At 68.0% G+C, this 13,057-nt stretch carries 14 protein-coding genes; 5 read left to right on the forward strand and 9 right to left on the reverse strand.

The annotated features are described in order from the left end of the window. Positions 1-5: 5 nt before the first annotated feature. From ACH46_RS02560 to ACH46_RS02570, 3 genes are all read right to left on the reverse strand, one after another. Complete coding sequence (locus ACH46_RS02560) at positions 6-1,367, reverse strand: MFS transporter (RefSeq protein WP_062391551.1); 1,362 nt, start codon at positions 1,365-1,367, stop codon at positions 6-8. Between the two features lie 233 nt (positions 1,368-1,600). Continuing rightward, positions 1,601-2,848, reverse strand: a complete 1,248-nt coding sequence (locus ACH46_RS02565) for an NADH:flavin oxidoreductase (RefSeq protein WP_062391552.1) — start codon at positions 2,846-2,848, stop codon at positions 1,601-1,603. Continuing rightward, complete coding sequence (locus ACH46_RS02570; protein WP_062391553.1) at positions 2,845-3,426, reverse strand: TetR family transcriptional regulator; 582 nt, start codon at positions 3,424-3,426, stop codon at positions 2,845-2,847. The genes ACH46_RS02565 and ACH46_RS02570 overlap by 4 nt, the downstream gene beginning before the upstream one ends. A 114-nt stretch (positions 3,427-3,540) precedes the next feature. Between ACH46_RS02570 and lpdA the strand changes: the two genes are divergently transcribed. Both lpdA and ACH46_RS02580 read left to right on the forward strand, forming a co-directional pair. After that, positions 3,541-4,926, forward strand: a complete 1,386-nt coding sequence (lpdA, locus tag ACH46_RS02575; protein WP_082399338.1) for a dihydrolipoyl dehydrogenase — start codon at positions 3,541-3,543, stop codon at positions 4,924-4,926. Between the two features lie 104 nt (positions 4,927-5,030). Beyond that, the gene (locus ACH46_RS02580) at positions 5,031-5,900 is read left to right on the forward strand and encodes a DNA-3-methyladenine glycosylase family protein (protein WP_062391555.1); all 870 of its coding nucleotides are present in this window, start codon (positions 5,031-5,033) and stop codon (positions 5,898-5,900) included. Here ACH46_RS02580 and ACH46_RS02585 read toward each other — a convergent pair. Genes ACH46_RS02585 through ramB form a run of 6 tightly spaced genes read right to left on the reverse strand, consistent with a single transcriptional unit; the run spans position 5,885 to position 10,451 of the window. After that, entirely contained in the window at positions 5,885-6,535 is a 651-nt protein-coding gene (locus tag ACH46_RS02585) for a helix-turn-helix domain-containing protein (protein WP_062394872.1), read from the reverse strand. The genes ACH46_RS02580 and ACH46_RS02585 overlap by 16 nt on opposite strands. A 31-nt stretch (positions 6,536-6,566) precedes the next feature. Continuing rightward, a complete protein-coding gene (locus ACH46_RS02590) occupies positions 6,567-6,926 on the reverse strand; it encodes a cupin domain-containing protein (protein ID WP_082399340.1) in 360 nt (119 codons plus the stop codon). Further along, positions 6,913-7,725, reverse strand: coding sequence for a class I SAM-dependent methyltransferase (locus tag ACH46_RS02595; RefSeq protein WP_062391556.1), 813 nt, complete (start codon positions 7,723-7,725; stop codon positions 6,913-6,915). The genes ACH46_RS02590 and ACH46_RS02595 overlap by 14 nt, the downstream gene beginning before the upstream one ends. A 57-nt stretch (positions 7,726-7,782) precedes the next feature. After that, positions 7,783-8,430 carry a class I SAM-dependent methyltransferase gene (locus ACH46_RS02600; protein ID WP_062391557.1) on the reverse strand — a complete coding sequence of 216 codons (648 nt, stop codon included), beginning with the start codon at positions 8,428-8,430 and terminating at the stop codon, positions 7,783-7,785. 16 nt (positions 8,431-8,446) lie between these two features. Next, positions 8,447-8,980 (reverse strand): carboxymuconolactone decarboxylase family protein, encoded by a 534-nt coding sequence (locus ACH46_RS02605; RefSeq protein WP_062394875.1) that lies wholly within the window; start codon positions 8,978-8,980, stop codon positions 8,447-8,449. A gap of 31 nt (positions 8,981-9,011) precedes the next feature. Then, positions 9,012-10,451: an acetate metabolism transcriptional regulator RamB gene (gene ramB, locus ACH46_RS02610; RefSeq protein ID WP_062391558.1), complete on the reverse strand. Its 1,440-nt coding sequence runs from the start codon at positions 10,449-10,451 to the stop codon at positions 9,012-9,014. Positions 10,452-10,488: 37 nt separating this feature from the next. Here ramB and ACH46_RS02615 point away from each other — a divergent pair, with 37 nt between their 5' ends. The 3 genes from ACH46_RS02615 (at position 10,489) to aceA (ending at position 12,917) form a co-directional block, all read left to right on the forward strand. After that, positions 10,489-11,262, forward strand: a complete 774-nt coding sequence (locus tag ACH46_RS02615; RefSeq protein WP_062391559.1) for a hypothetical protein — start codon at positions 10,489-10,491, stop codon at positions 11,260-11,262. A 72-nt stretch (positions 11,263-11,334) separates the two neighbouring features. After that, positions 11,335-11,607 carry a hypothetical protein gene (locus ACH46_RS21190; RefSeq protein WP_157850987.1) on the forward strand — a complete coding sequence of 91 codons (273 nt, stop codon included), beginning with the start codon at positions 11,335-11,337 and terminating at the stop codon, positions 11,605-11,607. 14 nt (positions 11,608-11,621) lie between these two features. Continuing rightward, positions 11,622-12,917: an isocitrate lyase gene (aceA, locus tag ACH46_RS02620; protein ID WP_062391560.1), complete on the forward strand. Its 1,296-nt coding sequence runs from the start codon at positions 11,622-11,624 to the stop codon at positions 12,915-12,917. The last annotated feature ends 140 nt before the right edge of the window (positions 12,918-13,057 follow it).

The raw sequence follows: 13,057 nt of genomic DNA on the forward strand, positions 1-13,057 counted from the left end.
TGGTGTCAGGCCTCGACGGGGGACACGGTGTCCACGTCCTCCTCGTCCGGACGGGCGCCGGGCGTGGTGGTGCCCGCGATCGAGACGCCGGCCGTCTCGCGGAGGAAGTTGAGGGCGATGCCGCCGATCACGCACGCGCCCATCATGTAGACGGCCGGGAACAGCGACCATCCGGTGTGCTCGACCACCGCGTCGTTCACCAGCGGTGCGGTGCCGCCGAAAGCGGCGGTCGACAGGTTGTACGAGATCGCGAAGCCCGCATACCGCACGTGGGTCGGGAACATGGCGGGGAAGGTCGCGGAGATGGTAGCCAGCTGCGGAATGTACAGCAGCCCGAGGACCACGAAGCCGACGATCGCGCCGGCCAGATTCTGGCCCATCAGCCAGTACATCGGGAGGGCGAAGACGAACAGGCCGATCAACGAGAGTCGCCACATCGGTTTGCGGCCGGTCCGGTCGGACCAGGCGCCGAAGAACGGGATCATCAGCATCATCGCGACCTGCCCGATCAGGACGACGACCGATGCCTGATTCTCGGACAGTCCGATGGTGCTCTTGAGGTACTCGGGCTGGTAGGCCAGCAGGGTGTAGTTGGCGACGTTGAGCGCCACCACCATGCCGAACATGATGAGGATCGGCTTCCAGTAGTGGACGAGGGTCTGCCGGAGCTGGCCGGTGACGCCGCCGGGGTCGGCGACCTTCTGTTCGACGTCGGTGAACAGCGGCGGATCGTCGAGCTGCGACCGGAGGTACAGGCCGGCGAGGCCGAGCGGCAACGCGATGAGGAACGGGATGCGCCAGCCCCAGTCCATCATCTGCGCCTCGGACAGCCCCAGGTTCATCACCAGGACGAGCGCGGTGCCGGAGGCGAAGCCCGCCATGGTGCCGAACTCCAGGAAGCTGCCGTACTTGCCGCGCTTCTCGGCGGGCGCGTACTCGGCCATGAAGGTGGCGGCGCCGCCGTACTCGCCGCCGGTGGAGAAGCCCTGCACCACGCGCAGAACGATCAGCAGGATCGGAGCCCAGACGCCGATCGTCGCGTGCGTCGGCAGGACGCCGATCAGGGCGGTCGCGAGCGAGATCAGCAGGATCGTCAGCGCGAGGACGTGCTTGCGGCCCAGGCGGTCGCCGATCGGACCCCACACGAAGCCGCCGAGCGGGCGGAGGAGGAAGGAGACGGCGAAACCGAGCATGGTGCCGATGGTGCCGAGGTGGCCGGGGAAGAAGGCTTGGGTGAGATAGGTGGTGGTGGCGGCGTAGACGCCGTAGTCGTACCACTCGGTGGCGTTGCCGATCGCGGACGCTGCGATGGCTTTGCGCAGGGTGCTGGGCGACGGTGCGGCCGAAGTGACGGATGAGTCAGTCATCAGACCTCCGAAGATCGATAGTCGTTGTTCTCGGGTCGTGCGAACTGGTTCACAGGCGACAGCGTGGTCGCTGTCGGTTACCACTTCCCCTGGCCGAGAGGGCCCATCGACTCTTCGGGACTGTCTCCCGAACGGACTACCATGCCTATCACGTTTGGAAAGACGATGGCCAACCGCGCCGACGAACGATCGCCGTCCCGAACGAGCTCGGAACGGCGATCGGTGCAGGTGGATCAGGCGGCGTCGAGCGGGTCGGGAACTTCGCCCGTCCGAATGGGGCAGCGAGTCGTGGAGTAGATGGTCGGCATGCACAGGTTGCAGTGCACGCACTTGCTCGTGACGGTCGGATCGGCCTGGATCAGCAGCGGCAGATCGGGCTCCCGGAGCAGCGCGCGGCCCATGGCGACGAAGTCGAAGCCCTCGTCGAGTGCGGTCTGCATGGCGGCCCGATCCGTGACGCCGCCGAGCAGGATCATCGGCAGCGAGACGGCCGCGCGCAGTTCCCGCGCCAGCGGCAGCAGGTAGGCGTCGGTGTACGGGTAGTGCTTCAGGAAGAACCGACCGCCGACCTTCATCCCGGTGCGCATCACGCCGACCATCGCGTCCGCGAACGACTCCAACGGCGGCTCGCCGTGGAAGAGGTACATCGGATTGAGCAGCGAGCTGCCCGCGGTCGGCTCGATCGCGTCGATGTGCCCGTCGGCCTCGAACAGTTCCGCGTACTTGATGGCGTCGTCGAGGTTGGTGCCGCTCCACGGTTTTCCGCCGAGGCCGCGGCCCGGCTTGCCGACGCCGTCGAACATGTTGAGCTTGATCCAGACGGCGGCCTCGTCGCCGACCTCGGTGCGGACGGCCTCCAGGACCTCACGGGCGAAACGGGCGCGATTGACCGCGTTGCCGCCGTACTCGTCGCGGCGGTGGTTCAGCATCGGCGAGAGGAACGAGCTGAGCAGGTAGTTGTGACCGAGGTGGATCTCGAGTCCGTCGAAACCGCTGTCGACGGCGAGGCGGGCGGCGCCGGCGAACTTCTGCACCATGCCGGGGATGTCGTCGCGGGCGACCTTCTTCGTCAGCGACATCCCCATCGGCGCCGGAATGCGTCCGGGGCCGAGCGCGGGCAGCTTGTTGGACAGCGAGTTGGCGACGGGGCCGGCGTGGCCGAGCTGCGCGGCTGCCAGCGCACCCTCCGCGTGGATCGCGGAGGTCAGCCGCTGCAGGCCGGGCACGGCTTCGGGCCGCATCCAGATCTGGTGGCGGTCGGTGCGGCCCTCCGGTGCGATGGCGCAGTAGGCGACGGTCGACATCGCTGCCCCGCCCGCCGCGACCTCGCGGTGGAACTCGATCAGCTCGTCGGTGACGAGTGCATCGGGCGTCATGCCCTCGAAGGTGGCGCACTTGATGATCCGGTTGCGCAGAGTCAGCGGACCCAGCTGTGCGGGTGTGAACGGGTCCTTGGCGGCGGGGGTCGGAGAGGAGGTCATCGGGGATCTTTCGACGGGCCGGACAGGCCGGCGGTGAGGAAGTCGCGGAGGGCTGCGACGGATTCGGGCGTGAACTCGCGGGGCTGTGCGAGTTCGGTCATGAGGACCGTGAAGGCGAACCGCCAGCGGTGCTGGGCGGCGCCGACATCGAGGTCGGGGACGGTGTCGAGGAGGAGGTCGGTCCATGGCGCCATGCCGAACCAGCGGCTGTTCCACTGCGCGCGCGGATTCGCGATGACGAACTCGGCCAGCACGCGGACGGTCGGCGCCGTCTCGGCATCGGCACGCAGGGCGACGAGCGGATCGAGGATCGCGTCGACGATGTCGCCGACGGTCCGCGGCCGGGCGGCGAGTCCGTCGAGCGGGCTGGCCCAGGTGGATTCGAAGCGGTCCTGAAGCAGCGCCGAGACCAGCGCCTCCTTGGAGCCGAAGTGGTAGTGGACCGCGGCCGGGTTGGCGCCCGCAGCCGCGCAGACGGCGCGCACGGAGAGGGCGTCGTAGGGGACGTCCGCGAGGAGTTTCGCGGCGGCGTCGAGCAGCCGTGCGCGGGTGCTGCTCGCTCGAGTCTCGGAGGCCATTCTCTGATCAGAACACGATTCAATCAGTAATTCAATCGGTGATTGAAATGTGATCAGTTCCCGAGCCCGCCCGGACGGCTGCGTGGCGCACACGCGGGAAGTACGCTGAACGTCGTGGCTGAACATTTTCAAACAGTTGTCCTGGGAGCCGGTCCTGGCGGGTACGTGGCCGCGATCCGGTCCGCCCAGTTGGGCATGAAGACCGCAGTGATCGAAGAGAAGTGGTGGGGAGGCGTCTGCCTCAACGTCGGGTGCATCCCGTCGAAGGCGTTGCTGCGCAACGCTGAACTCGCCCACGTCTTCAACCACGAGGCCAAGACCTTCGGCATCAGCGGCGAGGTGAGCTTCGACTTCGGGGCCGCCTTCGACCGCAGTCGGAAGGTCTCCGACGGCATCGTCAAGGGCGTTCACTTCCTGATGAAGAAGAACAAGATCACCGAGATCGACGGGTACGGCGTCTTCCGCGACGCGAAGACCATCGTCGTCGGCGATCGCGAGATCACCTTCGACAACGTCATCATCGACACCGGATCCACCGTCCGTCTCCTCCCCGGCGTCGCGCTCAGCGAGAACGTCGTCACCTACGAGACCCAGATCCTCACCCGCGAACTCCCGAAGTCGATCGTCATCGTCGGCGCCGGCGCCATCGGCATGGAGTTCGGCTACGTTCTCGCCAACTACGGCGTCGACGTCACCATCATCGAGTTCATGCCGCGCGTGCTCCCGAACGAGGACGCGGACGTCTCCAAGGAGATCGCCAAGGCGTACAAGAAGCTCGGCGTCAAGGTCCTCACCGGCACCGGCGTGCAGACCGTCGACGACAACGGCGACAACGTCACCGTCACGTACAAGGACGCCAAGGGCAACGACGGCAGCATCACCGTCGACAAGGTCCTCATGTCCGTCGGCTTCGCGCCGCGCGTCGAGGGCTACGGCCTGGAGAACACCGGCGTCGCCCTCACCGACCGCGGCGCCATCGCGATCGACGACCGCATGCGCACCAACGTCGACGGCATCTACGCCATCGGCGACGTCACAGCCAAGCTGCAGCTGGCCCACGTCGCCGAGGCCCAGGGCATCGTCGCCGTCGAGACCATGGCCGGCGCCGAGACCATGCTGCTCGGCGACTACCGCATGATGCCGCGCGCCACGTTCTGCCAGCCGCAGGTCGCATCGTTCGGCCTCACCGAGGAGCAGGCGCGCAACGAGGGCTACGAGATCACCGTCTCGAAGTTCCCCTTCACCGCCAACGGCAAGGCCATGGGCCTGAACGCGACTGCCGGTTTCGTCAAGCTCATCACCAACTCGCAGACCGACGAACTGCTCGGCGGCCACATGGTCGGCGACAACGTCTCCGAGATGCTGCCGGAGCTGACGCTCGCGCAGAAGTGGGACCTGACCGCCAAGGAACTCGCCCGCAACGTCCACACCCATCCGACGATGAGTGAGGCCATGCAGGAGACCTTCCACGGCGCGATCGGCCACATGATCAACCTGTAGTTCGCACGCTCGAACATCGACGGTGTTCCCCGTGACCAGCCCATGGTCACGGGGAACACTGCTGTTCGGGGCGGGCGGGGCGAGGCAGGCAGAATGGCACCGTGATGATCGACCGCGTGCTGGAGCCGGGCTTCCCGCTCGCCGTGCGCGCGACGCTGTCGGTGCATCGGCGGGGGAGCGGCGATCCCGCGTACCGTGTCGCGGCGGACGGCTCGGTCTGGCGCGCAGTGCACACGCCCGACGGTCCGGGAACCATCGCGGTCGGCGCGGGCCGCGAGATCCGACTGCGCGCCTGGGGACCGGGTGCCGCGTGGCTGCTCGACTCCGCGCCGGGCATGCTCGGCCTGCACGACGACCCGTCCGCGCTGACCCCGCACGACGCCGCCGTCGCCCGCCTGGTCGCGAAAGTTCCGTACCTGCGGCTCGGTAGAACGGACCGGGTGTGGGAGGCGTTGGTCGCCGGCGTGATGGAGCAGAAGGTGACCGGCACCGAGGCCTACCGCGGGTGGCGGTACCTCCTGACCCGCTACGGCGAGCCCGCCCCGGGGCCGGTGCCCGACGACATGCGGGTGCCCCCGCCGCGTGCCCGGTGGCGGGAGATCACCGAGGCGGACTGGCATCGCAGCGGGCTGGAGGCGGTGCGCGCCAGGACGATCCGGACTGCGGCGACCGTCGACGTGGAACGGAAGGCCGACCGGCTCACCGCGCTGCGCGGCATCGGACCGTGGACGGCCGCGCACACCCGGATCCGCGCGCTCGGCGACCCGGACGCCGTCCCGATCGGCGACTACCACACACCCTCAGTGGTCGGCACGGCGCTGATCGGGGAGAAGGTCGACGACGACGGGATGCTGGAACTGCTGGAACCCTATGCGGGGCAGCGCTACCGGGTGATCCGGCTGTGCGAGCTCGGCGGTGGGATGCCGGAGCGCCGCGGGCCGCGGATGTCGGTGCGGGACTACCGCTCGATGTAGGCCGCGCTCGACAGATTCAGCACCAACTCGCAGTCTCCGTCCGGGTCGGGGGAGACGTCGACGGCGTACGCGCCGTCGAGCACCGGCGACGCGGACTCGAGCGCGTAGGCGACCGCGCCCCGCACCACGCCGTGCGCGATCTCCGGATTGCGCACCGCGATCGACTGCAGCGGGCACGAACAGATCCGCACCCGGTGTTCGCCGAATGCGCTCACCGCGTCGGTGATCCGGAACCCCAGTTCGGCGAGTGCATCGGCGACGACGGTGACGGGGTCGGGCACGGCGGCCGGGGCGGAGGAGGTGACACGCGGTGTGTGGGCCTGTGCCCACGCCCGACCGGCCAGGGACGCGAGCCGCTCGCGCTCGGCCTCGGTTCCGCCCAACTGTCGGAGGAGCAGGTGCAGGAGTTCGTCGGCCGGAGGCGCAGGCATCGGTCGGTAGAGCACCCGCGGCCGACCGACGCCCTCGGGACTCAACGTCTCGCTGACGGCCGAACCCTCGTCGACCAGGTTGTTCAGGTGGAATCGGGCGGTCGTGACGTGGACGTCGAGCGCCTCCGCCACCTGGTGGGCGTCGAGGCCCTCGGGAGCGTCGGCGAGGAGGGCCCGCGCGCGGTCACGAGATCGAACCGGCATCGCGAGACCTCCCTGCATCCGGGTGCTGGGGTCAGCGCCCGTGGACCACTATCAATGCCACAGTACCGTCGGTCACGGCGGTCAGACTGTGCGGAACGCGGGCCTCCACGCGGATCGCGGTGCCGACCTCGAGCCGGACGGTCGCGCCGTCGACCGTGAAGTCGATCTCGCCGGCCTGTCCGAGCACGACGATCGGGTGCACGGCCATGTGCTCGGCCATCACCTGCCCGGCCTTGAACGACAGTCGCACGATGGTCTCGGTGTCGCTCTTGTTGATCTTCTTGATCGCCGGTTTGGCGCCGGTGTCACCGTCGTTCGGGGCGTTGAGCCCGGTCAGATAGGTGTACGACGTCGGCGTCAGATCAAGCAGCGACGGTTCACTCGGCGACACGGGGCTTCCTCACAATCACTTCGATCGCCGACATCTGGTCGCGGTACCGGATGAAGACGCTGCGCATGTCGAGGATGCGCTTGCGGGCCGCGGCGTTCCGGGCGATGTTGTATCCGATCTTAAGCGTGCCGACGATGCCCTCGTCGGCGATCATGCGACGCGTCTCGAGGAGTGCCATCGGCGCGAAGCGGACCTGCTCCACCTCGAAGCCGGCCTTCTCGAACAGCTCGCGCCATTCCACCTCGGTGAGCGGGCGGGCGTTGACCTTGATGGACCGTGCGAGAGCCTTGCGGATCTCGGTCTTGGCGTCGTCGGACAGCGTGTCCGGGTGCAGCGACAACTCGTGGACGGCGTAGCGACCGCCCGGGCGCAGGACGCGGAACGCCTCGTCGATGATCGCGGACTTGCCGCGCTCGGTCTGCATGGTCAGCATCGCCTCGCCGACCACGGCGTCCGCGCTGGCGTCGTCGAGCCCGGTGGCGTCGGCGTCGGCGTGCCGGACGGTGCCGCGACCGACGATCGCCTGCTCGGTGAGGGCGACGGCCTGCGGGTCGGCCTCGATGCCGACGTAACTGCGCGGCGAGTGCTCCAGGATCTCGGTGGCGGTCTTCCCGAGGCCGGGCGCCAATTCGACGACGTCGGCACCGGCCAGGGCGGCGTCGGCCAGCAGGTGCCGGGTCAGTTCCTTGCCGCCCGGCCGGAGGACCCGCTTGCCCATGCGGGCCAGGAGCCAGTGGCCCGGCATGTCTTCGTCTTTTCGCCCGGCGAGGGGCAGCGTGTCGGCGGTGGTTTCAGGCATGAACCTCTCCTACGAATTAACGGAACTGTGTTCGTTAATTAGGTTAGCCTCTGTTACCTATCCTGCCAATGGGCGGCGGGCGTGAATGTACTGTCCGACGCCGGTGACGGTCTGCTCCACGTGCTCCGCGCCCAAGGCCTCCAGGTGCTCCAGCAGTTCTCGACGGCCGAAGATCCGCAGGCCGGACACTCCGGCGACGGCCTCGGCGCCCGGCAGTGCGGCGATCGACGCACGGACCGAGGTGAAGACGACGATCTCCCCGCCGGGTTTGGCCACGCGCAGCATCTCGTCGAGGACGGGGAGCGGATCGGGGATCAGATACAGCGCCGCGAGGCACAGGACGGTGTCGAAGGTTCCGTCCGGGAAGGGGAGGTGGTGGGCGTCGCCCCGCACGTAGGAGACCCGCTCGCCGGGGTTCGCCGCGTGGGCCTGCGCGAGCATCGACGCGGAGAAGTCGATGCCCACGTACTGGCCGTCGCCGACCAGGCCGCGGGAGGCGTCGTCGCTGTAGTTGCCCGGGCCGCACGCCACGTCGAGCACCATCCGGTCGCCGGTCCGAGCCAGGTAGGCGCGCAGCGCGCGGTCGTAGTCGACGGTCGACGATCCGCCCAAGCTGAATCCCCGGGTGAAGACCGGCCGCCACAGCTGTTCGTAGATCTGGGAGAAGACGGGCACGCCCATCAGTCGTTGCGCGATGGTCGTCATGGCGTTGTCCGTCCGGTCAGAACTCGTCGCGCTGGACGCGCAGCGTGGAGATGGTGGTCGCGAGCATGTCGTATTGGCCCACCAGAAGGACGAAGGCGATGGCCTTGCGTTCGGTCAGGTGGCGGCGCAGGGCGTCCCAGGTGGCATCGGCGATGTCGCGGGTGTCGACGAGTTCGTCGACGGCCAGCAGGAGGGTGCGTTCGCGGTCGCCCCAGCCGGCGTCGGGGCCGTCGAGGATCTGCCCGAACGCGGCGGCGTCGATTCCCGCGCGGGCGCCGAGCCTGCGGTGATGGTCGAGCTCGTACTGGCACGACCGCCGGTGGGCGACGCGGATGATGATCATCTCCGTCTCGCGGCGCGACAGCTCACCGAAGGGCATCATCCGCGAGGAGAAGTGCAGCCAGCCGCGGAACAGCCCCTTGCTGCGGCCGAGGGTGGAGAAGATGTGCGCGTTGTCGGTACCCGTCGCGAGAGACATGGCGCGGACGACGAGCCAGTTGATCGGACCGAGATCGCCGAAGGTGCCGGGACTGACGCGAGGTGTGGTCATGAACACACGGTAGTCGACGCCGACGGCAGGTCTATGACGTCGTGTACGGCGAGATGGTGCTCCGATGCTCCTCAAGATGCAGTGCGACGCCGAGTTGAGGGAAGGCGCGCTGCGGGCAGTTCTGTCGGTCGCACACGCGGCAGCCGGCCCCGATCGGCGTCGCGCGGGCGTCGGGCCCCAGTTCCAGGCCGTCGGAGTAGATGACGCGTTCGGCGTGCCGGAGTTCGCAGCCCATGCCGATCGCGAAGGTCTTACCGGGCTGCCCGTAGCGGGAGGCGCGTCGTTCGACGGTCCGCGAGACCCAGAAGTACTCGCGGCCGTCGGGCATCTCGGTGATCTGCGTCAGGATCTTGCCGGGCGAGCCGAAGGTCTCGTACACGTTCCACAGTGGGCACGTACCGCCCGATGAGGAGAAGTGGAAGCCGGTGGCGGACTGACGTTTGGACATGTTGCCCGCACGGTCCACGCGGACGAAGGTCCACGGGACGCCGCGCATGCTGGGCCGCTGCAGCGTCGACATCCGGTGGCAGATGGTCTCGTACGAGAGCGCGTAGAACGCAGAGAGTCGTTCGATGTCGTAACGGAAGTCCTCGGCCAGCCCGTGGAACTGGCTGTAGGGGAGTACCGCGGCCGCGGCGAAGTAATTCGCCAGACCCAGGCGGGCGAGGGTGACGGCGTCGTCGCTCGAGTAGTTGGAGGCCTCGACCAGCTCGTCGATCAGGTCGCCGTGCTCGAGGAAGCCGAGTTCGGCGGCGATCTTCATGCTGCGTTGCCCGGGGGAGAGGGCCGCGGAGAACTCCATCACCTTGCGGTCGGGGTCGAAGCGGTGCAGGACGTTGTCGCCGAGATCCACGCGTCGGACGATGCGCACCCCGTGCCGGTCCTCGAGGCGGGCGGCGAGACCGGCGCGCAAGTCGGCGGAGTGCATGCGCATGCGGACGGTGAGGCTCTCGGCGGCCTCGTCGAGCTCGTGGATGTAATTGCGCCGCTGGTAGAAGAAGTTCCGGACCTCCTCGTGCGGGGCGGTGACGGCGCCGCGCGTGACGGTGTCCCCGCGACCGGAGGTGACTGCGGCCAGCCGCTCGGTGGCGATGCGGTACTGGCGGTGGATCACGGCCATGGCCTCCGCGATCGGCTGATGGGTGGCGACGAAGTCGGCGAGGTCGACGCCGTCGCGGGCGGCCTGCGCGATGTCGAGGTCCTCGTCGAGCAGCGCCTCCCGCAGTTCGGCGACCAGGCGGACGTCGTCCTGCGGATCGAAGAAGTCGATGTCGAGGCCGAAGACGTCCGTGATCCGGGCCAGGACCGGGCCGGTGAGCGGGCGGTTGTCGTGCTCGATCTGATTCAGATACGACGCCGAGATCCCGAGCAGGCCTGCGAGCGCCTGCTGCGACAGCGCCCGGTCCGCGCGCAGACCGCGGATCCGACCGCCGACGAACATCTTCTGAGCGTCGGGCCGCTGGATGCTCATCTGCGCCCTTCCTCTCCGGGGCGGGTACGGTGCCGGTGTGCCCCGCTCCATTGTGTCCCGAGTCGCAGTCTCCCGAGCCGCAGCCGTGGCGGTCGCGGCCGCCGTCCTGGGCGTCTCCTCGTGCGGCGGGGACGAGCCGCCCCGACTGTCCTTGCCGAATCTGCTGATGACCGCTGACCAGTTCCCCGGCGGCTTCAGCGCCGTCACCATGGACGTGGACCAGCTCATCGTCGCCAATCGCGCGACCATCGAGCAGGCCGCCACCGTCGGCTTCGAGCCGGAGAGCTGTGCACCGACCGCAGACGCGAAGTTCAATCCGCAACTGTCGGAAGACAACTCGGCGCTTCTGGCGGGAGAGTCGAACGACGGGACCTTCAGCGAGTTGATCTCCACGGTCCGCCGCGACATCGATGCGGATCGCCGAGCAACCACCGGACCGTGTCGCGTCGTCACCGCGACGCCCAGCAGGGGGACCCTCGCCGGGGCGAAGATCGTGACGACCAGCGTCGAACTGCCCTCTGTCGTCGACGCCGCGGTGGAGCAGTCGTTCCTGGTGCGGAGTGACTCGGTGACGACGCTGCCGGGCGGCGCGGTCCGCGCCCGGTCGGGTCTGGTCGCGAATCTGCTGGTCCGCACGGTCGGCGGCGACACGGTGACCCTGCAGTTGGGGCTGTCGTCGGGATCGGACGAGGTCACCGAGGAGCAGCGCGCCGCGGTGGCGCCGGGAGCCCCGCTGGTGCCTGCGCCGGTCTCCGACGACGAGTTCGTTCAGCTGGTCCGGACCGCCGTCGAACGCGCGACGCAGGGCTGAACAACCCTTCCGCCCACTCGGTCGGTGTGAAATGAGACACTTTCATCTCGTCGCGGGTGTCGCGGAGTCGGAATGACGCCCTCCGTCGGCCCCCGCGAAGGCCTCGAACGTTTTCCCAGTACGCGCGTACTTTTTGGCGTAAGCGGCGGAGTGCTTGTGATGCTGATCTTTGCAAGATTTGCAAAACTCGCCGGTAACCTGGTTGGTATTAACACCTGTCAAGGTCTGGACCTGGGCATTTGTTCTGTGGCAACCTGTTTTCAGGCAAAGCCTCAAGGTGTCGATCAGTTCGCAAGACTGGGCGGCACATCAAATCTCACGGTTTCTGAGATCGAGAAGTTCTAACGAAAGCGAAGGCTATGAGCAACGTCGGAAAGCCCCGTACCGCCGCCGAAATCCAGCAGGACTGGGACACCAACCCCCGCTGGAAGAACGTCAAGCGCGACTACACCGCAGAGCAGGTCGCTGAGCTTCAGGGCACGGTCGTCGAAGAGCAGACCCTCGCTCGTCGTGGCGCCGAGATCCTGTGGGACGCCGTCAACGTCGACGACGACAGCTACATCAACTCGCTCGGCGCACTGACCGGCAACATGGCCGTTCAGCAGGTCCGCGCGGGCCTCAAGGCCATCTACCTCTCGGGCTGGCAGGTCGCCGGCGACGCGAACCTCGCGGGCCAGACCTACCCCGACCAGTCGCTGTACCCGGCCAACTCGGTCCCGGCCGTCGTTCGTCGCATCAACAACGCGCTGCTGCGCGCCGACGAGATCGCCCGCATCGAGGGTGACACCTCGGTCGACAACTGGGTCGTCCCGATCGTCGCCGACGGTGAGGCCGGCTTCGGTGGCGCCCTCAACGTCTACGAGCTCCAGAAGTCGATGATCGCCTCGGGCGTCGCCGGCTCGCACTGGGAGGACCAGCTCGCTTCGGAGAAGAAGTGCGGCCACCTCGGCGGCAAGGTGCTGATCCCGACCCAGCAGCACATCCGCACCCTGACCTCGGCCCGCCTGGCCGCCGACGTCATGAACGTCCCGACCGTCGTCATCGCTCGTACCGATGCCGAGGCCGCCACCCTGATCACCTCGGACGTCGACGACCGCGACAAGCCGTTCCTGGACGGCACCCGCACCGCCGAGGGCTTCTACGGCGTCAAGAAGGGCCTGGAGTCCTGCATCTCGCGTGCCAAGGCCTACGCTCCGTACTCCGACCTCATCTGGATGGAGACCGGTGTCCCGGACCTCGAGGTCGCCAAGAAGTTCGCCGAGGCTGTCAAGGCCGACTTCCCGGACCAGATGCTGGCCTACAACTGCAGCCCGTCCTTCAACTGGAAGGCTGCTCTGGACGACGACACCATCGCCAAGTTCCAGAAGGAGCTCGGCGCGATGGGCTTCAAGTTCCAGTTCATCACCCTGGCCGGCTTCCACGCCCTCAACTACGGCATGTTCGACCTGGCTCACGGCTACGCCCGCAACGGCATGACCGCCTTCGTCGACCTGCAGGAGCGCGAGTTCAAGGCTGCTGAAGAGCGTGGCTTCACCGCCATCAAGCACCAGCGTGAGGTCGGTGCCGGCTACTTCGACGCCGTCGCCACCACCGTCGACCCGAACACCTCGACCGCGGCTCTGAAGGGCTCCACCGAGGAGGGCCAGTTCCACTAGGAACTGACTGACACGGCCTCGAAGAGGTCGGGCAAGAGCATCGTGAACCCGGGGCACTGGGAGGGGCAAGACTCCTGCATGCCCCGGGTTCACTGCTAAGCAGACGCGGTTCCGCATCCGTGCCGGCGGCGCGACGAGTC

The sequence above is a fragment of the Gordonia phthalatica genome, assembly GCF_001305675.1.
In the GTDB taxonomy this organism is placed as follows: Bacteria; Actinomycetota; Actinomycetes; order Mycobacteriales; family Mycobacteriaceae; genus Gordonia; species Gordonia phthalatica.